Source organism: Nocardia macrotermitis (genome assembly GCF_009604405.1).
GTDB classification, from domain to species: Bacteria; Actinomycetota; Actinomycetes; order Mycobacteriales; family Mycobacteriaceae; genus Nocardia; species Nocardia macrotermitis.
Map to the genome: position 1 here is coordinate 57,464 of NZ_WEGK01000023.1, position 20,269 is coordinate 77,732.

The 20,269-nt window shown below is 68.5% G+C and carries 16 protein-coding genes and 1 riboswitch; of the genes, 6 read left to right on the plus strand and 10 right to left on the minus strand.

Annotation, left to right across the window (positions count from 1 at the left end; genetic code table 11):
* Nucleotides 1-85 precede the first annotated feature (85 nt).
* Genes thiG through thiO form a run of 3 tightly spaced genes read right to left on the minus strand, consistent with a single transcriptional unit; the run spans nt 86 to nt 2,167 of the window.
* Entirely contained in the window at nt 86-853 is a 768-nt protein-coding gene (gene thiG, locus NRB20_RS34140) for a thiazole synthase (RefSeq protein WP_319945762.1), read from the minus strand.
* Nucleotides 846-1,058, minus strand: a complete 213-nt coding sequence (gene thiS / locus NRB20_RS34145) for a sulfur carrier protein ThiS (RefSeq protein WP_153415543.1) — start codon at nt 1,056-1,058, stop codon at nt 846-848. The genes thiG and thiS overlap by 8 nt, the downstream gene beginning before the upstream one ends.
* Nucleotides 1,055-2,167, minus strand: coding sequence for a glycine oxidase ThiO (gene thiO, locus NRB20_RS34150; RefSeq protein ID WP_153415544.1), 1,113 nt, complete (start codon nt 2,165-2,167; stop codon nt 1,055-1,057). Before thiO ends, thiS begins: the two co-directional genes overlap by 4 nt.
* Before the next feature lie 147 nt (nt 2,168-2,314).
* Here thiO and thiE point away from each other — a divergent pair, with 147 nt between their 5' ends.
* Nucleotides 2,315-3,019 carry a thiamine phosphate synthase gene (gene thiE, locus NRB20_RS34155; RefSeq protein WP_319945763.1) on the plus strand — a complete coding sequence of 235 codons (705 nt, stop codon included), beginning with the start codon at nt 2,315-2,317 and terminating at the stop codon, nt 3,017-3,019.
* Between the two features lie 418 nt (nt 3,020-3,437).
* Here the strand turns inward: thiE and NRB20_RS34160 are convergent, their stop codons facing one another.
* Entirely contained in the window at nt 3,438-4,103 is a 666-nt protein-coding gene (locus NRB20_RS34160) for an NUDIX hydrolase (protein WP_153415590.1), read from the minus strand.
* Between the two features lie 116 nt (nt 4,104-4,219).
* Here NRB20_RS34160 and NRB20_RS34165 point away from each other — a divergent pair, with 116 nt between their 5' ends.
* From NRB20_RS34165 to NRB20_RS34180, 4 genes are all read left to right on the plus strand, one after another.
* A complete protein-coding gene (locus NRB20_RS34165) occupies nt 4,220-5,560 on the plus strand; it encodes a hypothetical protein (protein WP_153415545.1) in 1,341 nt (446 codons plus the stop codon).
* Nucleotides 5,557-6,543 carry a glutamate ABC transporter substrate-binding protein gene (locus NRB20_RS34170; RefSeq protein WP_153415546.1) on the plus strand — a complete coding sequence of 329 codons (987 nt, stop codon included), beginning with the start codon at nt 5,557-5,559 and terminating at the stop codon, nt 6,541-6,543. The genes NRB20_RS34165 and NRB20_RS34170 overlap by 4 nt, the downstream gene beginning before the upstream one ends.
* A 1,398-nt stretch (nt 6,544-7,941) precedes the next feature.
* Nucleotides 7,942-10,203 (plus strand): serine/threonine-protein kinase, encoded by a 2,262-nt coding sequence (locus NRB20_RS38665; protein WP_406603916.1) that lies wholly within the window; start codon nt 7,942-7,944, stop codon nt 10,201-10,203.
* Nucleotides 10,204-10,301: 98 nt separating this feature from the next.
* Nucleotides 10,302-11,951 (plus strand): flavin-containing monooxygenase, encoded by a 1,650-nt coding sequence (locus tag NRB20_RS34180; protein WP_153415548.1) that lies wholly within the window; start codon nt 10,302-10,304, stop codon nt 11,949-11,951.
* Here the strand turns inward: NRB20_RS34180 and NRB20_RS34185 are convergent.
* The 3 genes from NRB20_RS34185 to fgd form a co-directional block, all read right to left on the minus strand.
* Nucleotides 11,935-13,140, minus strand: a complete 1,206-nt coding sequence (locus tag NRB20_RS34185; RefSeq protein WP_153415549.1) for an acetate kinase — start codon at nt 13,138-13,140, stop codon at nt 11,935-11,937. The genes NRB20_RS34180 and NRB20_RS34185 overlap by 17 nt on opposite strands.
* Before the next feature lie 29 nt (nt 13,141-13,169).
* Nucleotides 13,170-15,245: a phosphate acetyltransferase gene (gene pta, locus NRB20_RS34190; protein WP_153415550.1), complete on the minus strand. Its 2,076-nt coding sequence runs from the start codon at nt 15,243-15,245 to the stop codon at nt 13,170-13,172.
* A 193-nt stretch (nt 15,246-15,438) separates the two neighbouring features.
* The gene (gene fgd / locus NRB20_RS34195; protein ID WP_319945765.1) at nt 15,439-16,446 is read right to left on the minus strand and encodes a glucose-6-phosphate dehydrogenase (coenzyme-F420); all 1,008 of its coding nucleotides are present in this window, start codon (nt 16,444-16,446) and stop codon (nt 15,439-15,441) included.
* Between the two features lie 252 nt (nt 16,447-16,698).
* Between fgd and NRB20_RS34200 the strand changes: the two genes are divergently transcribed.
* Complete coding sequence (locus NRB20_RS34200; RefSeq protein WP_153415551.1) at nt 16,699-17,517, plus strand: HAD-IIA family hydrolase; 819 nt, start codon at nt 16,699-16,701, stop codon at nt 17,515-17,517.
* Between the two features lie 10 nt (nt 17,518-17,527).
* Here NRB20_RS34200 and NRB20_RS34205 read toward each other — a convergent pair whose 3' ends face one another.
* From NRB20_RS34205 to NRB20_RS34215, 3 genes are all read right to left on the minus strand, one after another.
* Nucleotides 17,528-18,109 carry a dihydrofolate reductase family protein gene (locus NRB20_RS34205; protein WP_153415552.1) on the minus strand — a complete coding sequence of 194 codons (582 nt, stop codon included), beginning with the start codon at nt 18,107-18,109 and terminating at the stop codon, nt 17,528-17,530.
* A 97-nt stretch (nt 18,110-18,206) separates the two neighbouring features.
* Nucleotides 18,207-19,421 carry an O-succinylhomoserine sulfhydrylase gene (locus NRB20_RS34210; protein WP_319945773.1) on the minus strand — a complete coding sequence of 405 codons (1,215 nt, stop codon included), beginning with the start codon at nt 19,419-19,421 and terminating at the stop codon, nt 18,207-18,209.
* Nucleotides 19,418-19,837, minus strand: a complete 420-nt coding sequence (locus NRB20_RS34215) for a rhodanese-like domain-containing protein (RefSeq protein WP_319945766.1) — start codon at nt 19,835-19,837, stop codon at nt 19,418-19,420. Before NRB20_RS34215 ends, NRB20_RS34210 begins: the two co-directional genes overlap by 4 nt.
* A 19-nt stretch (nt 19,838-19,856) precedes the next feature.
* Nucleotides 19,857-19,969, minus strand: a riboswitch (SAM riboswitch).
* Between the last annotated feature and the right edge of the window lie 300 nt (nt 19,970-20,269).

The window sequence follows — 20,269 nt, forward strand, 5'->3', positions numbered from 1 at the left end:
CCAGTCTCGCCGACGATCGCCGTGACAACCATCGCCCCCAGGTCGCGAGTCGGTCATCCTCGAGGATGACCGACCCCTGAGCGACCTAGACGACGGCCGGGGAGGATGCCTGGGCCCAGAAGCGTTTGGGGATGCGGCCTGCTTCGCGAGCGAGGTAGCCCGCGCGGACGGCGTCGGCCATGGCGGCGGCCATCAGGGCGGGGCGGCGGGCGCGGGTGACAGCGGTGGCGAGCAGGACGGCGGAGCAGCCGAGTTCCATGGCCAGGGCGGCGTCGCTGGCGGTGCCGATGCCCGCGTCGAGGATGACCGGGACGCCCACGTCGGCGACGATCATCTCGATATTGTGCGGATTGCCGATGCCCAGGCCGGTGCCGATGGGTGCGCCCAGCGGCATGATGGCCGCGCATCCGGCGTCCTCGAGGCGGCGGGCCAGGATCGGATCGTCGGTGGTGTAGGGCAGCACGGTGAAGCCGTCGTCGACCAATTGTTCTGCGGCGCTGACCAATTCGATGGCGTCGGGCAGCAGGGTGCGTTCGTCGGCGACGACCTCGAGTTTGACCCAGTCGGTGCCCAGCGCCTCGCGCCCCAGTTGTGCGGTGAGCACGGCCTCGGCGGCGGTACGGCAGCCTGCGGTATTGGGCAGCGGGGCGATGTCCAGGCTGCGCAGCAGGTCCAGGACGCCGGTGCCGCCCGCGGCGTCCACCCGGCGCATCGCGACGGTGGTGAGTTCGGTGCCCGAGGCCACCAGCGCCTCGGACAGCACGGCCAGGCTCTCCGCGCCGCCGGTGCCCATGATCAGGCGCGAACCGAACTCCCGGTCGGCGATCCGCAGGGGTGCGATCGGCTCAGCCACCCTGCACCGCCGTGAGCACCTCGATGTTCCAGCCGCGGCCGACCGGGCTGTCCCACTGCGACTTCGGGAACACCGCGCCGTCGACCGCGATCGCGACGCCCTGACAGGGCAGGTCCAGCCTGGCCAGTAGTTCGCGCACGGTGAGCGCGTCGGCGAATTCGTGATCCTCGCCGTTGACGGTCACGCCGATCGGGATCGTGGTCATCGATTACCTCCTGCCGGGGATGCCGCGTGGGTTCCGGCATCGGGATGTGCGTGCTGTGTCGAAAAGCGTTGCGGGTCGGCTGCTTTCGCTTCCGGGAGAATGTCGTCGGACAGGAGCGCCAGCACGGCGTCGACGGTGAGCGGGATGCCCAGGACGCCGTTGCGGCCGTGTCCGGCGGCCACGATGACGTGCTCGCTCAACCGGCCGATCAGCGGCAGGTTGTCCGGGGTGGCGGGCCGGGATCCGGCGCCGGCCTCGGCCAGTTCGTATTCGCCGATCGCGGGCAGTACGGCCTCGGCGTCGGCGATCAGGTCGCGCACACCGGCCACGGTGACCGCGGTGTCGAAACCGGCCTCGTACTGGGTCGCGCCGACGACGATGCCGTCCGCTCGGGGGACCAGATAGATCGGGCGGCCGTGCACGCGGGCGCGGATGACGCGGCGCGGGGGCGGGGGCGCGCCGGGTCGATGACGTAGCCGCAGGATTTCGCCCTTCAACGGACGCACCGGAAGTCCGGGCCACAGCCGAGCGGCCGCGGCTCCGGTGGCGAGGACGATGCGGTCGAATTCGAGGTCGTCCAGGTTGTCCACAGCCTGCACCATCATGTGAACACCTTGTTGTTCACAACCTTGGCGGAGGGCGTCGAGCACGAGCCGGTTGTCCACAGCCGGTTCGGTGGCGGCGAGCAGTCCCGCGCGGACCGTGCGCGCCAGACCGGGTTCGGCCGCACGCACCCCGGACCGGTCCAGCAGTTCGAGCCGATGGCCGTACTCGCCGCCGAAATCTGCGATGGTGCGCAGGTCAGCGGCGTCGGCGGCATCCGAGGCGACGGTCAGCGTCTGGTCGGCGACGAACACCGGAACACCCGTCACCGCCGCGAGCCGCGCCCCGAACTCGGGCCAGCGCGCCAGCGAAGCCGCACCGAATTCCAGCGGGGCCGACTCCCCCGGCCAACCCTCCGACAGCGGGGCCAGCATGCCCCCGGCCACCCAGGACGCACCCGATCCTGGGGACGGATCGAAGATCGTGACCTCCCACCCGGCCGCGGCGGCGCCCCATGCCACCGCCGACCCGATCACACCCCCACCCACGACGGCCAACGTTCGCATACCTCACACCTGCCTCGGTCCCGCCACGCGGAATCCGTACGCTGCGGGAACACCCGCATCCGATCGGCAACCCCCTGCGGCCGCCTTCGCAGTGGAGATGCCGGACTCATTTCGTCTCCCAACGGTAGCGCGGCTACGGTCGGAGGTGTGCAACCGTCCCACCCGCCCCGGCCCGTAACCCCTCGTGAACGTCTCGCCACCGCGCGGCTGTACCTGTGCACGGACGCCCGGCGCGACAAGGGCGACCTGGCGGCATTCGCGGAGGCGGCGCTGGCTGGCGGCGTGGACATCATCCAGTTACGCGACAAGGGTTCCGCGGGTGAGCAGCGGTTCGGACCGCTCGAGGCGCGCGCGGAACTCGGCGCGCTGGCCGCGTTGAAGGCCGCGGCCCGGCGGCACGGCGCGCTGGTCGCGGTGAACGACCGCGCCGACGTCGCGTTCGCCGCGGGCGCGGATGTGCTGCACCTGGGCCAGGACGATCTGCCGCCCTGGTACGCCCGCCGCATCCTGGGCCCCGACGTGGTGATCGGCCGCTCCACCCACGATCCCGCGCAGGCCGCGAACGCCGCCACCGAGGAACACATCGACTACTTCTGCACCGGCCCGGTCTGGACCACCCCCACCAAACCCGGCCGCAGCGCCGCCGGTCTGGACCTGGTCCGCGGCACCGCCGAGGCCGACCCGGCCCGCCCCTGGTTCGCCATCGGCGGCATCGACGAGGCCCGCCTGTCCGAAGTCCTCGACGCCGGCGCCACCCGCATCGTCGTCGTCCGCGCCATCACCGAGGCCGACGACCCCGAATCCGCCGCCCGCATCCTCAAATCCCGCCTACAAGAACCCAACCCCACCTGAGCGGCCCCACATCCCCTGCCACAGAGGATGATTGCCGCACCCCGCGTCCGATCATCATGCGTCGGAACGCAATACACACCCCGGCGCGCTCATCAGGCACGGTTCAAACCGATCGCCCTGTGCCGAACCCTGATTCGCCCACCGGTGATCAGCGCACCACCCCGTTCTCGGAAAACACGATCCGAACAGTGCGGCTCGGACCCGAGCGTATCGCTCCGATCCGATTGTCTTGCGCCGAGCAGCTATTCGACCGGTCGGCAGAACGTCGACGATGAGCCGGAATGCACCGGCCGATTTCCGGATGTCGTGTTCGGGCTGCGGCGGCCGTTAGCCGAGTGTGCGGATGAGAGACGACTCTCGGCAACCGGGTCCCAGCGCGGCCGCATGTTCGGATCAGGCAGCGACGCAACGAGCTCGGTCAGGACAGGATCTGACTCGGAGTGAGATATAACACATCTTCGGGTGAATCCTCGTCCGGCTCCGGGGATTCGGTGACGCGGACGCTGCGGCCCGCGCAATCGCCGGTGTGCAGCCAGAGGAAACCCTGGTCTGCCAGGTCGAGGGTGCGGGGGAGGGCGGCGGCCAGTTCGGGGGCTTCGGGCAGGTCATCGAGGCCGACGCGGGCGGGGAGGGCGCGCAGCTGCGGCCAGGCGGCGGCGAATCCGGGGTGCAGGGGGCGGGCGTCGACCTCCCGTTCGGGGACCCAGGCCAGTTCGGCGCTCTCCTGATTCGCGGTGGTGGCCACGGGTTCGGCGATATCGGCGACGACGGTGGTGTAGATCCAGCCACTCGGCGCGGTCGCGGTGACCCGGCTGCCGCGCACCCGCACCGTCGCCGGGGCGATCCCGGCCTCCTCGTAAGCCTCACGCACAGCGGCACTTTCGCTGGTCTCGTGCGAATCGCGGGCCCCGCCGGGCAACGCCCAGGTGCCGCCCTGATGACTCCACGGCGCGCGATGCTGCATCAACACCACCGCACCGCCACCCGGCGCGGGCGCGCGCAGCAGCAGTCCCGCGGCCCCGAACAAACCCCACTGCCGCGTCCCGTCCGGACTGTGCAGAAAGCCGTCCCCGTCACCACGCATACTCGCCACGTCCCATCCTCAACCCGCGCCGATCGCCCGGAGACCCGCGCGAGTTCGCCACGACCACAATAAGCTCTACCGGCACGGCCCTCGTCGGCGATGGAACGGAGGTGACCATGACCCGGACCGCGCAGCCTCGACTGGACGAGCTGACCCCGCGTGCCGCGGCCGCCGCCGTACGCCGCCAGTTCGACGCCACCGACATGCGTTCCTTCGCCCGCTCCTCGCCTGCGAAACTCATCGTGATCGGTCTGGTCCTGCTCGGATTGTGCCTGGTCGCCGGCGCGGTGACCGCGTCGGAAGTGAGCAACCGCCAGCAGGCGCTGCAATATCTGCTCGACAACGCCGAGCCGGACGCGAATTCGGCTCAGCGCCTGTACACCTCGCTGTCGGTAGCCGACGCCGAGGCCGGTACCGCGTTCATCTTCGGCGGGCTCGAACCGCAGGACGTGCTGGACTCCTACAACCAGGCGATCGGTGACGCGTCGGCGGAACTGGTCGCCCAGTCGGGTCACGCCTCGGCGAGTGCGAACGATCCGGATGCCGCGCTGCGCACCGGTATCGCCACCGAGCTACCGGTCTACACCGAGCTGATCCAGACCGCGCGCACCAACAACCGGCTCGGACATCCGGTGGGCGCGGCCTATCTGAGTGAAGCGTCGAATCTGATGCAGACCCGGATGCTGCGGATGGCCCAGGAACTCCAGGAACATCGTTCGACCGCGATCTCGGACACCCAGCGGCGGCATGTGCGGCCGCCGTGGCTGGCCATCATCCTGCCGATTCTCGCGTTGGCCGCGCTGGTGGTCGGGCAGTTGTATCTGGCCCGGCGCTGGCATCGGCTGCTCAATCCGGGGCTGCTGGTGGCCTCGGGCCTGCTGGTGGTGCTGCTGGCGTGGACGGTGACGGCCGGGTCGCTCTCGGCGCTGTCCACCACCGACGGCCGTGACGACGGCGCGGTGCCGACATCGGAGCTGACCGACAGCCGCATCCTCACCCAGCAGGCGCGCGCCGCGGAAACGCTGAAACTGGTGCGTCGCGACGACAGCGGCGATTACGACCGCATCTACGACAACGCCACCAAGAAGCTCGCGGATCTGCTGACCCACTACCCGCACGGCGCGCCCGCCTCGGACGATGTCGCGGCCGCCCGCACGGCGCTGGATCGCTGGTTGCAGGCGCATCGCCGGATGACCGACGCCCTGGGCCGCGGTGATTTCCCCGGCGCGGCCACCGTCGCGATCGGCACCGGACCCACCGAGGCCACCGCCAGCGTGCAGGCCCTGGACCACGCCCTCGCCGATGGAATCGGCAAGGCCCGCAACACTTTACGTAGCGATATCTCCGATGCCGCGCGCTCCCTGGACATCCTGTCCCCGGGCGCGCTGATCCTCGCGATACTGTCGGCCCTGTTCGTGGTGGCCGGATTGTGGCCGCGGTTGCGGGAGTACCGATGAGCGAGTTCGTAATACGTCGGCGCGCGCTGGCCGGGTTGCTGGCGGCCGGGGTGTTGCTGGTGGCGGGGTGTGCGCAGGGGAACACTGCGCCGCATTCGGCGGTGGGGAGCTATACCGAACCACCGTTGCCCGCGAATGCCACTGTGGCGCAGACGAATACGGCCATTCCGGCGGCGCCCGGGGTGGGGTGCGGGGATCTGACGGCGAGCCTGGGGCCGAACGGGACGGCGCACGGGACGAACCTGGATGCGATCCGGGCGCGGGGGCGGCTGATCGTCGGGCTCGATCCGGGGAGCAATCTGTTCAGCTTCCGTGATCCGGTGAGCGGCACGCTGGAGGGGTTCGACGTCGATATCGCCGGGGAGATCGCGCGGGATCTGTTCGGCGATCCGCAGCGCGTGGAGTACCGGATCCTCGGGTCGGCCGATCGGGAACGCGCGCTCGAGGATCACACCGTCGACGTCGTGGTGAAGACGATGACGATCACCTGCGCGCGCAAACAGCAGGTGGCGTTCTCGGCCCCGTATTTCATGGCGCACCAACGGATTCTGGCGATCAAGAACTCCGGCATCCGCAGTCTGGCCGATCTGGCGAACAAGCGGGTGTGCATCGTCACCGGCACCACCTCGCTGGACCAGATCCGCCGCGGCCAGCCCGCCGCCTCGATCCTGACCGTGCCCACCTGGGCGGACTGCCTGGTGGTGCTGCAACAGCGTCAGGTCGACGCCGTCAGCACCGACAACACGATCCTGGCGGGCCTGTCGGTGCAGGACCCGTACTACGCCGAGATGGTCGGCCCCGACATCAGCGACGAACCGTACGGCGTCGGCATCCCCAAGGGCCAGGACGACGTCGTCCGCTTCGTCAACGGCACCCTCGACCGCATCCGCACCGACGGCACCTGGACCCGCCTCTACCAACGCTGGCTCCAAGCCGCCCTGGGCCCCTCCCCCGGCCCACCCCAACCGGACTACCAGGGCTGACCCATGCCCCACCCCGACGACCCGACAGCGGAACCACCGAATCTCAACGGCCCCAACACATCCGACCCCGAGTCGGACCTCCTGGCCTCCCAAGCAGTCGCCGCCACCACAGCAGCCGAACTGCCGGACAGCCACACCGCCAACGAATCAGGCATCGAGCAGCCAGCCACCCAGGCGGTGAACGTTGCCCCTCCCGATACGGCGGCCGAGTCCAGCGGTTCCGATGCTCGGCCGGAACCTCCAGCCACACAAGCAATCACCACCACAGCGGCCGAACCACCGGATGACCACGAGCCGGATGTCGAGCAGCCGCCCACCCAGGCGGTGAACGTTGCCCGACCGGAAGCAATTGCCGGATCGGGTACTGCCCGTGATCGGGAGGATCCACCTGCTACCCAGGCAATCACCGTTGCCCACGGGAAGGCATCACCGGATAGCAACGGCCCCAACAGTTCCGAGACCGAACAACCACCCACGCAGGCGGTGATCACTGCCTCGGCTGATACGGCAGGCGAATCCAGCTGCTCCGACGCCGGGGCGGAATCTCCAGCGACGCACGCGATCGCCACTGCGGCGGTCGTGCTCTCGGGCAGCCACGACGTCAGCGGGTCGGGTGATGAACAACCGCCTACGCGGGCGGTGGGTGCCGGGGCGAATGCGGAAAGTGGAGGCGAGGTTCAGGCGGAACCTCCGGCGACGCAAGCCGTCGCTCCTACCGCGGCAGGGGGTGAGCAGACGCGGGCGGTGGGTGCTGCTGCTGGTACGGCAGGCGAATCCATCGGCTCCGACGCCGGGGCGGAATCTCCAGCGACGCACGCGATCGCCACTGCGGCGGTCGTGCTCTCGGGCAGCCACGACGTCAGCGGGTCGGGTGATGAACAACCGCCTACGCAGGCGGTGGGTGTCGGCGCAGCGGCAGGGAGTGGAGACGAGGTTCAGTCGGAACCATTGGCGACGCAGGCTGTAACTGCTACTGCGGCGGGTGGGGAGCAGACGCGGGCGGTGGGTGCCGGGGCGGATGCGGAAAGTGGAGGCGAGGTTCAAGTGGAACCTCCGGCGACGCAAGCCGTCGTTGCTACTGCGGCAGGGGGTGAACAGACCCAGGCAATCGGTGCTGGGGCGAATGCGGAAAGTAGGGCCGAGGTTCAGGCGGAACCTCCAGCTACGCAAGCCGTCACCGCTACTGCGGCAGAGGGTGAACAGACGCAGGCAGTCGGTGCTGGGGCGGATGCGGAAAGTGGGGCGGAGGTTCAGGCGGGACCTCCGGCTACGCAAGCAGTCGCTGCTACCGCGGCAGGGGGTGAGCAGACGCGGGCGGTGGGTGCTGCTGCTGGTTCGGGGGCTTCGGATGCAGCCGGGCGGGTTGGGGCTGAGGGGGTGGGTCCGGAGACGCGGGCTGTGGCCGGTGGGGAGCAGACTCGGGCTGTCGTTGTCGGGGGCGGGGTGGGTGCGGGGGCGCGGGCCGAGGCGGATACGTTGGGGCGGTCGGGGGAGCGGGAGGGGACTTCGGGGCTGGTGGGTGGGCGCGGGAGTGGGCGGACGGTGCGGAGTCGGCCTACCGTGCGGCGGTTGGGGGCCGGGCTGGTGGAGATTCCGGTGGTGCCGCCGATGGATCCGCGAGCGGTGGTGCTGGCCGATCCGGTGGTCGCCGAGGGGCGGCGGTTCTGCTGGCGGTGCGGTAAGCCGGTCGGGCGGGCGACGCCGGAGCATGCGGCGCGGGCGGCGGGGACGTGTGAAATCTGCGGTGCGCCTTATGATTTCCGGCCGTTCCTGCAATCGGGCGATATGGTCGTGGCGCAGTACGAGATCCAGGGGTGTATCGCGCACGGCGGGCTGGGGTGGATCTACCTGGCCGTCGACCGCAATGTGAACGACCGGTGGGTGGTGCTCAAGGGCCTGCTGCACGGCGGTGATGCCGAGGCGCAGGCGGTCGCGGTCACCGAGCGGCGCTACCTGGCCGAACTCGCCCATCCGAGCATCGTCAAGATCCACAACTTCGTCGAATACCCCGGACCGGGCGGAAACCCGATCGGCTACATCGTCATGGAATACGTGGGCGGCCGATCGCTGCGGGACATGCTCGACACGTACACCCGGCCCGAACGCATGGCGGTCACCGAGGGCATCGCCTATCTGCTGGAAATCCTTCCGGCACTGGAATATCTGCATTCGCAGGACCTGGCCTACAACGATCTCAAGCCCGACAACATCATGGTCACCGAGGATCAGGTGAAACTGATCGACCTGGGCGCGGTCGCGGCCTTCGAATCGTACGGAAACCTGTACGGCACCAGGGGTTTCCAGGCCCCCGAGATCGGCCGCACCGGCCCCACCGCGGCCTCGGACATCTACACCGTCGGCCGCACCCTGGCTGTGCTGACCCTCAACATGCCCACCGACAAGGGCCGCTACGTCGACGGAATCCCCAGTCCGGCAAGCGAACCCACGCTGGCACGCTACGAATTCCTGCACCGCCTGCTGCTGCGGGCCACCGACCCGGATCCGGCCCGGCGCTTCACCTCCGCCCGCCTGATGGCCTCCCAGCTCGCGGGCGTGCTGCGCGAAATCCTCTCGGCCGACAGCGGAACCGAACATCCGCAGCTGTCCACCCTGTTCAGCGCGCCGCGCACCAGTTTCGGCACCCAGGAACTGCTCGCCCAGACCGACGCCTACACCGACGGTCGCGAGCGCTCCAAGAATTTCCCCTCCCGCGATGTCGTTGCGGCACTGCCGGTTCCGCTGATCGATCCGGCCGACCCGTCCGCGGCGCTGCTGGCCGGAACGGTCCATCCCGAACCACTGCCCGCTCTGGAGGCCGTCCGCATCGCCCGCGCCCGCGCCGAGGCCGAAGCGTTCGAGATACCGGACACCTTCGAGGTCGAATGCACCCTCGCCGAGGTCCGCATCCAGTTGGCGCTGGAACACGCGGAAACGGCCCGGGAGTTGTTGAGCCGCTTGGCCGAATCCGATTGGCGCGTCCAGTGGTATCAGGGCCTGGCCGCACTGCTCGAACTCGAATACGAGCGCGCGTTCGACCGATTCGACGCGGTCCTGCAAGCACTGCCCGGCGAGATCGCCCCCAAACTGGCTCTCGCCGCGACGGCGGAACTCATTCTGCAACAGTGGGATTCACCCGACCCCGAACAGTGGCGCAGCTACGCCGAGAAGTTCTACGCGACCGTCTGGCGCACCGACCGCAGCGTGGTCAGCGCGGCCTTCGGCCTGGCCCGCCAGCTCACCGCCGACGACCGCGTACAGGAGGCGGTGGACGCCCTGGATCAGGTCCCCGCCGCCTCCCGCCACCACGACGTCGCCCGACTGACCGCCGTCCTGCTGCTCATCACCGCCGCCCCGGTCGCCGAATTGTCCGAGGACGCACTGCATCTCGCCGCCTACCGGGTCGAACAGGTACCGGCGGGCGAACATCGCGCAAACCAGATCCGGGTGCTCGTCGTCGGCACCGCACTGGCCTGGTTGCAGGCCGGGAACAAGCCCAGGAATCCCGACGCCACCCTCTTCGGAGCCCCCTTCACCGAACGCGATCTGCGCGACGGCGCCGAAACCGGTCTGCGCGGACTGGCCCGCACCGCCCCCGCCCGCACCCACCGATATGCCCTGGTGGACCTCGCCAACGCGCTGCGCGCCAAGACCTGGTTCTAGTCACTCGCCAGGAAAGATCAACGCGCGCAAGGATTTTCCGCTAACCTACAGCATTGTCCGGGTGTTCCCACGGCGACTCATCGAAAGGCAGGCCCACGATGACAACGACCTCCGAAGACTCCACACCCCAGACGGAATCCACACCCCCGACCCGCGAGATCGACGCGGTGGTCGTCGGAGCCGGATTCGCCGGACTCCACATGCTGTACCGGCTGCGCAAGCTCGGCCTCTCGGTGCGCGTGTACGAGGCCGGCGACGGTATCGGCGGCACCTGGTATTCGAACCGCTATCCGGGCGCGCGCGTCGACGTGAAGAGCATGTACTACAACTATTCCTTCGATCCCGAGCTCGAGCAGGAGTGGGAGTGGTCGGAGAAGCTGCCGCCGCAGCCGGAGCTGCTCCGCTACATCGAGCACGTCGCGGACCGGTTCGACCTGCGCAAGGACGTGCAACTGCGGACCCGGATCACCGCCGCGGTCTACGACGAATCCACCGCGCGCTGGCAGCTCACGACCGATGCGGGCGAGGTCGTCTCGGCACGTTTCGCGATCATGGCCACCGGCTGCCTGTCGGCGGCGAAACTGGTGGAGGTTCCCGGCATCGAGACGTTCCGGGGCCGCAGCTTCCACACCGGTAGCTGGCCCGCGGAGAAGGTGGACTTCACCGGCCGCCGGGTCGCGGTGATCGGCACCGGATCCTCAGGGGTGCAGGTGATTCCGCTGGTCGCCGAGCAGGCCGAGCAGCTCACCGTATTCCAGCGGACCGCGAATTACGTTCTCCCCGCGGGCAATCACCCGATGGACCCCGACTATCAACGCGAGATCAAGTCCCGCTATCGCGAGGTGCGCAAGGCCAATCGGGAATCGGGATTCGGCATCGCACAACCCGAGGCCACCAAAGGCGCGCTCGAGGTGAGCGAGGACGAGCGAAATGCCTTCTACCACAGGGTGTGGACGGACAAGAACAGCGAACTGGTAAGCATGCTGGTCGGCTTCACCGACACCCTCGCCGACGAGGCGTCCAATGAGACCGCCGCACAGTTCATCCGCGATCGGATCGGCGAGATCGTCACCGATCCCGCTGTCGCCCAACTACTCCAGCCCGACGGCTTCTTCGGCGTCAAACGCCCCTGCCTGGGCACGAACTACTACGAGACCTTCAATCGTCCCAACGTCCGGCTCGTGGATGTCGCCGCGGCCCCGCTCACCGCGATCACCGAATCCGGAATCGCCACGGCGGACGAGAGTTTCGAGTTCGACGACATCATCTACGCCACCGGATACGACGCGGTGACCGGCGCGCTGGACGCGATCGACATCCGCGGCCGGGACGGCGCGTCACTGCGGGAGAAGTGGGCCGACGGGCCCGTCACCTACCTCGGCCTGGCCGTGGCGGGCTTCCCGAACCTCTTCACGATCACCGGACCGGGCAGTCCCTCGGTGCTGTCGAACATGATGGTGTCCATCGAACAGCACGTCGACTGGGTCGCCGACGCGATCGACGCGCTGCGATCCAAGGGCGTCACCACCATGGAGGCCGAGACCGACGCGGAGCGGGAGTGGACCCGGCACGTCGACGAGGTCGGCGATATGACGCTGTACCCGAAGGTGGACTCCTGGTACGTGGGCTCGAACGTGCCCGGCAAACCTCGGGTTATGTACGCGTACATCGGCGGCGTCGGGCCGTATCGCGAGAAGTGCGATCAGGTCGCCGCCGACGATTACGAGGGTTTCACGCTGACGCCGTGACCAGGGCCGCGGCCGCGCGTGCGATGGCCAGTTCCTCGTTCGTGGGCACGACGAGTACCGGGATCTCGGCGTCGGGCGGCGAGATATACCGGGCCGCACGGCTTTTCGCGGTATTGAGGTCCGCGTCGACGCCGATGCCGAACCGGGACAGCCCGGCCGAGGCATCGGCGCGGACCTGCGGACTGTTCTCCCCGACACCGGCGGTGAAGGTGATCGCGTGCACCTCACCCAGATCGATCAGGTACGCGCCGATGTAGTGGCGCAGCCGGTGGATGTACACCTCGTAGGCCAGCCGCGCGGCCTGATCACCGGTGTCGATGAGGCGTTGCAGTTCCCGGAAGTCGTTCACCCCGGACAACCCCTTGAGCCCCGAATTCCGGTTCAGCAGTAGATCTATCGCGTCGATGTCGAAATCGGCGGTGCGCATCAGATGCCCGATGATGCCGGGATCGAGATCGCCCGAGCGGGTGCCCATCACCAGCCCTTCCAGCGGGGTCAGCCCCATACTGGTATCCACCGCGCGACCGCCCCGGATCGCCGAGGCCGACGCGCCGTTACCCAGGTGCAGCACAATCTGATTCACCGCCGCGGCATCCCGCCCGAGCAGTTCGGCGACCTGCCCGGAGACGTACTCGTGCGAGGTACCGTGGAACCCGTAACGTCGGATACCGTGCGCCGCAGCGACTTTCGCATCTATCGCATAGGTCTTCGCGGCATCGGGCAGCCCGTGGAAGAACGCCGTGTCGAACACCGCGACCTGCGGCACCGCAGGCAGCAGCCGCCGCGCGGATTCGATACCGATCACATTGGCCGGATTGTGCAGCGGCGCAAGGGCGGACAGCTCGTCGATCGAGGTCAGCACGGCGTCGGTGACGAGTGTCGGCCGGTAGAACACCTCGCCGCCGTGCACCACCCGATGCCCGACCGCGTACAGCCCCTCACCGGTCAGATCGTGCCCGCTGCGCGCGAAGAGTTCGAACACCACCCGCAGTCCGGTCGCGTGCTCGGGAATCGGCCCGTCGTGCGCGAGCGTCCGCCCGTCGGCCTCGTGCTCGACCGTCGGCGACCCGGGCTCCACCGGCTCGCCGATCCGCGACACCATGCCCGAGGCCGCGACCGCACCCGAAACTGGTTCCAGCAGTTGATATTTGATCGACGACGACCCGGAATTGATCACCAGGACCCGCATCATGCCTCCTGTTTCCGCACCCACGCCGCTCACTCGGTTCCGGTCTGCGCCTGAATGGCGGTGATCGCGACGGTGTTGACGATATCGGCGACCAGCGCGCCCCGGGACAGGTCGTTCACCGGTTTGCGCAGGCCCTGCAACACCGGTCCGATCGCGACCGCGCCCGCACTGCGCTGCACCGCCTTGTAGGTGTTGTTCCCGGTGTTCAGATCCGGGAAGACGAAAACCGTTGCGCGCCCGGCGACTTCGGAATTCGGCAGTTTGGTGCTGGCGACCGTCGGCTCGATCGCGGCGTCGTACTGGATCGGCCCCTCCACCAGCAGTTGCGGCGCGCGCTCGTGCACCAGCGCGGTCGCGGTGCGCACCTTGTCCACATCCACGCCGCTGCCGGACTCCCCCGTCGAATAGGACAGCATCGCCACCCGCGGCGCGATACCGAACTGCTGCGCGGTGCGGGCCGAGGAGATCGCGATATCGGCGAGCTGTTCGGCGGTCGGATCGGGCACCACCGCGCAATCACCGTAGGCCAGCACCCGATCCGCCAGGCACATCAGGAACACGCTCGACACCGTCGACACCCCGGGCTCGGTCTTGATGATCTCGAACGAGGGCCGGATGGTGTGCGCGGTGGTGTGCGCCGCACCGGACACCATCCCGTCGGCGATGCCCTCGTAGACCATCATCGTCCCGAAATACGAGATGTCGCTGAGGTATTCGCGCGCCCGATCCTCGGTCATCCCCCTGTGTGCCCGCAGCACGGTGTATTCCTTGGCGAATTCGTCACGCAGACTGGATGTTTCGGGGTTCAACACCTCGGCCTCGGCGATATCCACCCCGAGTTCGGCGGCCCGGCCCCGTACCGCGGCCTCGTCGCCGAGGATGGTCAGCTCGGCGATCTTGCGTTGCAGCACCCGCCCGGCCGCGCGCAGGATGCGATCGTCACTCCCCTCGGGCAACACGATGCGCCGCCGATCCGCGCGGGCCCGCTCGATCAGCTGATATTCGAACATCTGCGGCGTCACCACCGAGGGAATCGGAACCTCGATGCGCCGCAACAACTGTCGCGCGTCGACCCGCTGTTCCATGAGCGCGAGCGCGGTGTCGACCTTGCGGATGCTCGACAGCGACACCCGGCCGCGGGTGCGCGCGGCGACCGCGGTGTCGAAGGTGCCCAGCTCGGTGGTGAGGATCGGCAGTTTCGGTTTCAGGCCCGCGATCAGCCGCGCGATCGAGGGGTGCGGCAGCATGCCGCCGTTCATGATGATGCCCGCCAGCGACGGAAAGCCTTCCGCCTCATGGGCGTTCACCAGACTCAGCAGCGCGTCGGAGCGGTCGCCCGGGACGATCACCGCGTCACCGTCGGACAGCCGTTCGAGGATGTGCTCCGCGGTCATCCCGCCGACCATCACGTGCAACGCCTCGCGCTGCATCAATTCCGGGTCGCCGGAATAGATTTCGCCGTCGATGGCCTCGCACAGCTCGGCGATGGTGGGCGCGCTCAGCAGCGGCACCTCCGGCAACGTCCAGGACGGCACGTCCACCACCCGCAGCGCGTCCGCGATCTCGTCGAGTGCGTCGGGATCGCAGCGATTGGCGATGATCGCGACCAGTTGGGCGTGTTCGGCGCCGAGTTCGCCCACGCACAGTTCGGCCAGTTCGGCGACCTGCGCGGGCGTCCGGTCGGAGCCGCGCAACGCCAGCACCACGGGCGCGCCCAGATTGGCGGCGATGCGCGCGTTGTACCGGAGTTCGCTGGGGCCGGCCACGTCGGTGTAGTCGCTGCCGACGATCACCACCGCGTCGCACACCTTGGCGACCTCGTGGAAACGCATCACGATATCGCTGATCGCGGCGTCCGGATCGGCGTGCACCTGCTCGTAGCCGACGCCGATCGCCTGGTCGTAATCGATATCGGCGGTGCTGTGCTCGAGCAGCAGTTCGAGAATGTAGTCGCGCTGCGTGGTCGAGCGGCTGATCGGCCGGAACACCCCCACCCGCGGCGTGGTCGCGCACAGCATCTGCAACACCCCGAGCGCGACGGTCGATTTCCCGGTGTCCCCCTCCGGAGAGGCGATGTACACGGTGGACGGTGCGATATCGGCCATGCTCGCGAGCTTAACCAGCGTCCGCGCCGGATTCCCCCACCGCACGGCGAACTGCTGGAAAATCACATTCGCACACAGTGGAGAACTGCTTGTTCACATGAATTCGGCCCGGCACACCGCGAAGCAGTCGCCACCCGGGAATGCAAGGAGATCAGCGTGGCTGCCGCCCGACAGACGGCAGCCACGCAATGAGTTACAGCGCGCGCAAGCGGGGTGCGATATCGCGCTGGAACAGATCCAGGAACCGCCGCTGATCATGCCCGGGCGCGTGGAACACCAGGTGGTTCAAGCCCGCATCGATGTACGGCTTGATCAGCTCCACCGTCTCGTCCGGATCACTCGCCACGATCCACCGCTTGGCGATCTGCTCGATGGGCAGCGCGTCGGCGGCGGCCTCCATCTCGATCGGATCGGTGATGTCGTGCTTCTGCTCCGCGGTCAGCGACAGTGGCGCCCAGAAACGCGTGTTCTGTAGTGCCAGTTCGGGATCGGTGTCGTAGGAGATCTTGATCTCGATCATCCGATCGATATCGTCGGTGCTGCGCCCGGCCTTGGCCGCACCCTCGCCGAGCGCGGGCATCAACTTCTCGGTGTAGAGGTCCATCCCCTTGCCCGAGGTGCAGATGAAACCGTCACCCGCGCGCCCGGCGTACCGCGCCACCAGCGGCCCGCCCGCGGCGATGTACACCGGGATGCCGCCCTTGGGCACGTCGTAGATCGAGGCCCCGACGGTGTGGTAGTACTCGCCCTCGAAGGTGACCCGGTCACCGGTCCACAGCGCGCGCATCAGATCGACCGACTCGCGCAGCCGCGCGAAACGCTCCTTGAATTCCGGCCAGTCGCCCTTGTATCCGGTGGCGATCTCGTTCAGCGCCTCACCCGAGCCGACGCCGAGCATGATGCGGTCCGGGTACAGGCAGCCCATGGTGGCGAAGGCCTGCGCGACCACCGCCGGGTTGTAGCGGAAGGTCGGGGTGAGCACCGAGGTGCCCAGCTGGATCCGGGTGGTGCGCTCACCGACCGCGGTCATCCACGCCAGGGAGAACGGCGCGTGACCGCCCTCGTGCCGCCACGGCTGGAAGTGATCGCTCACCGTCGCGCTGTCCAGGCCGTGCTCCTCGGCCGCGACCGCGAGCTCCACCAGCTCCCGGGGACCGAACTGTTCTGCCGACGCCTTGTATCCCAGCTTGAGATCACTCACGACTGCACCTCGCTGGCGCTCGGCTCCGTCGTGCGCGATGCACGCTGTGTCCTTGGTTCGCTCGCAAGCTCGCTCACTGCGCCCACTCCTGTTCACGTTGCCGACAATCCCGTCGACCCTGTTCAGCGCCGAGGGGCTGTGCCGCATTCCACAGCGCCCCGTGATGTGGGGCCCGTTTCGACCATAGTTCAGCTCCGCACGAACCCCCGCGAACGGTCGTATCCGGACACAACCGGCCCGATCGAAACCTTCATGGACGACAATGTGCGGGTGACTGCCGACGACGAACCGATCCTGTCCTACCTGACCGATATGGACGGGGTCCTGGTGCACGAGGACCACCCGATCCCCGGCGCCGACAAGTTCCTGCAGGAACTCCAGGCCAACGACGTGCCCTTCCTCGTGCTGACCAACAATTCGATCCGCACCCCGCGCGATCTCGCGGCCCGGCTGCGGCACAGCGGCCTGGACATTCCCGAAGAGGCGATCTGGACCTCCGCGCTGGCCACCGCGACGTTCCTGAACGATCAGCGTCCCGGCGGAACCGCCTACGTCGTCGGCGAATCCGGCCTCACCACCGCCCTGCACGAGATCGGCTACGTGCTGACCGAGAGCGATCCGGACTACGTCGTGCTGGGCGAGACCCGCACCTATTCGTTCGAGGCGATCACCACCGCGATCCGCCTGGTCGAACGCGGCGCACGCTTCATCGCGACCAATCCGGACGCCACCGGCCCGTCCCGCGAGGGCCTGCTGCCCGCCACCGGTTCGGTCGCCGCGCTGATCACCCGCGCCACCGGACGCGACCCGTACTACGTCGGCAAACCGAATCCGCTGATGATGCGTTCGGCCCTGCGCCGCATCGGCGCGCACTCCCAATCCACGGTGATGATCGGCGATCGGATGGACACCGACGTCATCGCGGGCCTGGAAGCCGGTATGCGCACCATCCTGGTCACCTCCGGCATCTCCACCCGCCAGTCGGTGGAGCAATACCCTTACCGCCCAACGGTTGTCGTCGATTCGGTCGCCGATCTGGTGGGCCGTACCTCGAACCCGTTCGAGGGCTGAGCGGGAACGCTCAGTCGCGCTGCGAAGCCGGAGCCCAGCCTGCCCGGGCCGCCTCGCTCACACCGCCGCCGGCAGCCACCCGGTAGACGATCTCGACCGCTCCGGCGTCCAAGGTGCGCGAACTCTCCAGCTCCAGACCGGTCTCGACGCTCAGCGCATCGGTCAGTCGCAGACCGTTGCCGAGCAGGAACGGCAGCACCACCAGTTCGAGCTTGTCCAGAGCGCCGAGTTCGCGGAAGGTCTCGATCGTGCGCGGGCCGCCGATCAGATGCACATCGCCGCCGCGGTTGGCCGCTCGCAGCGCCGACAGGAGCCGAGCCGGATCACTGTCCACCGTCACGTGATCGGGCGTCCCGGCCGGACGCTCGGAAGCCAGTACGAAGACTCGCAGATCGGGCCACGGCCAGAAATCGTTGGTCAGCGCGGGCTCGAAGGTGGTGCGGCCCATCAGCGCGGCCTCACAGGTCTCCAGGAATTCGGCGATGCCGTGGCTGCCCGGTCCGTGCGCCGGATCCACCACCTGCGGCGGCCATCCGTTGGGCGTGCTGACATAGCCGTCGGCGCTCATACACAAACGGGCCAGAATCTGCATGCGATCCACCTTCCATGCGGTATCGGTTGCAGGTAGGACGGTGCGGGACAGCGGAATTCATCGCCGGGCCGGGGATCGCTCCCCGGCCCGCGACGACTCAGCCCAGGGCCTGATCCAGATCGCCGAGCAGATCCTCGACGTCCTCCAGGCCGATGGAGATGCGCAGGACGCCGTCCGTGATGCCAACGGCCGCACGGCCTTCCGCGCCCATCGCGCGGTGCGTGGTGGTGGCCGGGTGGGTGATCAGCGTCTTGGCATCGCCCAGGTTGTTGGAGATGTCGACGATGCGCAACCGGTTCAGCACCTCGAACGCGCGCTTCTTCGCCTCGGCCGGGCTCGCGGCCAGCTCGAACGTGACGACCGTGCCGCCGCCGCCCATCTGCTGCCGCGCCAGCTCGTACTGCGGATGTGATTGCAGGAACGGGTATTTCACCCACGACACCGCAGGCTGCTGCTCCAGGAACTCGGCGATCTCGAGCGCCGACTGCACCGAGTGACGCACCCGTAACGGCATGGTCTCGAGCCCCTTGAGCAACGTCCACGCATTGAACGGACTCAACGCCGGACCCGTGTGCCGCATCAGATTCTTCACCGGACCGTCGATGTACTCGGCACTTCCGAGGATCGCGCCGCCCAGCACCCGGCCCTGACCGTCGATGTGCTTGGTGCCCGAATACACGACCACATCCGCACCCAGCGGCAGGCTCTGCTGTAGCAGCGGCGTGGCGAAGACGTTGTCCAACACCACTTTCGCGCCCGCCGCATGCGCCAGCTCGGACACCCGGCGCACATCCACCAGCGTCTGCATCGGATTCGACGGCGTCTCGAAGAACACCGCCCGGGTCGGCACCGACAGCGCCTGCTCCCACTGGCTCAGGTCCTCGCCGTCGACGAAGACCGTCTCCACGCCCCAGCGCGGCAGGATCTCGTTGCACACCACGAAACAGGACCCGAACAGGCTGCGCGCGGCGACCAGCCGATCACCGTTGCCCAGCAGCGCGGCCAGCGCGGTGAACACTGCGGACATCCCGCTCGCGGTCGCGAAACACGCCTCGGCCCCCTCGAGCAGCCGCATCCGCTCCTCGAACATGGCCACGGTCGGATTCCCGTAACGCGAGTACACGAAATGCTCGACGTCGCCGGTGAACGACGCCTCGGCCGCCTCGGCACTCGGGAACACGAACCCCGAGGACAGGTACAGCGCCTCGGAGGTCTCCTCGAATCCGGAACGCCGCAGGCCACCGCGCACACCCAGGGTGGCCGGGCCGACGCCCTCGGGCAGTGGTTTGTCGAATGCGCCGCCGCTGATCACGACTGCCTCCACGGCAGGCCCTCGGCCCGCCAGCCCGCGCCGCCGCGATGTCCGTCGGCGTCCAGCGGGCCCTCGAAACCGGCCAGCACGTTGTAGGAGGGCGCGTATCCGGCCGCGGTCGAGGCGGTCGCCGCGCCGATGGACCGCTGGCCCGACCGGCACAGGAAGATCACCGGCGCCTCGGCGTCCTTGCGAGCGGACAGCGCGACCTGCAGTTGATCGACGAACTCACTGTTGTGCGTCCCGGTCCCGTCCACCCATTCGATCAGGGCCGTCGGCCGGTCGATCGCGCTGGTGTCGGGCACCCCGACGAACCGCCACTCGGCCTCCGTGCGCACATCCACCAGCACCGCATCGGGATTGTCGCGCAACAGATCCCACGCCTGTCGGACAGTGATGTCACCCGCGTAACTCACTTGCTGAACCTCCTCGAAGAATCCGCACTTGCCGCGCCTTTTCGACGCGGCCGGGTCGTCACCCGGAGCACCCCACCGCGGAGGAGGGTTGCCGACCAGCGAGCCGGGGCCTGTGCGCTGGTACTCATGACCTGAGTCGAGATTGCCTGGCCACACATCCCCCTGTCAAACCTCATCGCACGACGACAACCAGACTATTTCCAAAACACCAGCCTGTCCGCAGTGCGCGAAATGCCGGAACTCGAGCACCGGCACGCCGACACCGGAGTTCGCGGCCCGGCTCGCCGATGAGACGCGTGGCGGGTGCGAGGAACGAGTGCCCGACACGGGGCTCAGCGGTGAGCCTCAAGGGGCCGCGAACCGCCGGAGCGGAGCGGAGGCCAAAGACACTGTCGCGGCCCGGCTCGCCGATGAGACGTGGCGGGTGCGAGG

Bases quoted from the DNA above. Each gene is read 5' to 3' on its own strand.
- thiS (WP_153415543.1), bottom strand. From the start codon at position 1,058: ATGACCACGATCCCGATCGGCGTGACCGTCAACGGCGAGGATCACGAA.
- thiO (WP_153415544.1), bottom strand. From the start codon at position 2,167: ATGCGAACGTTGGCCGTCGTGGGTGGGGGTGTGATCGGGTCGGCGGTG.
- NRB20_RS34160 (WP_153415590.1), bottom strand. From the start codon at position 4,103: ATGCGTGGTGACGGGGACGGCTTTCTGCACAGTCCGGACGGGACGCGG.
- NRB20_RS34165 (WP_153415545.1), top strand. From the start codon at position 4,220: ATGACCCGGACCGCGCAGCCTCGACTGGACGAGCTGACCCCGCGTGCC.
- NRB20_RS34170 (WP_153415546.1), top strand. From the start codon at position 5,557: ATGAGCGAGTTCGTAATACGTCGGCGCGCGCTGGCCGGGTTGCTGGCG.
- NRB20_RS34180 (WP_153415548.1), top strand. From the start codon at position 10,302: ATGACAACGACCTCCGAAGACTCCACACCCCAGACGGAATCCACACCC.
- NRB20_RS34185 (WP_153415549.1), bottom strand. From the start codon at position 13,140: ATGCGGGTCCTGGTGATCAATTCCGGGTCGTCGTCGATCAAATATCAA.
- pta (WP_153415550.1), bottom strand. From the start codon at position 15,245: ATGGCCGATATCGCACCGTCCACCGTGTACATCGCCTCTCCGGAGGGG.
- NRB20_RS34200 (WP_153415551.1), top strand. From the start codon at position 16,699: ATGGACGACAATGTGCGGGTGACTGCCGACGACGAACCGATCCTGTCC.
- NRB20_RS34205 (WP_153415552.1), bottom strand. From the start codon at position 18,109: ATGCAGATTCTGGCCCGTTTGTGTATGAGCGCCGACGGCTATGTCAGC.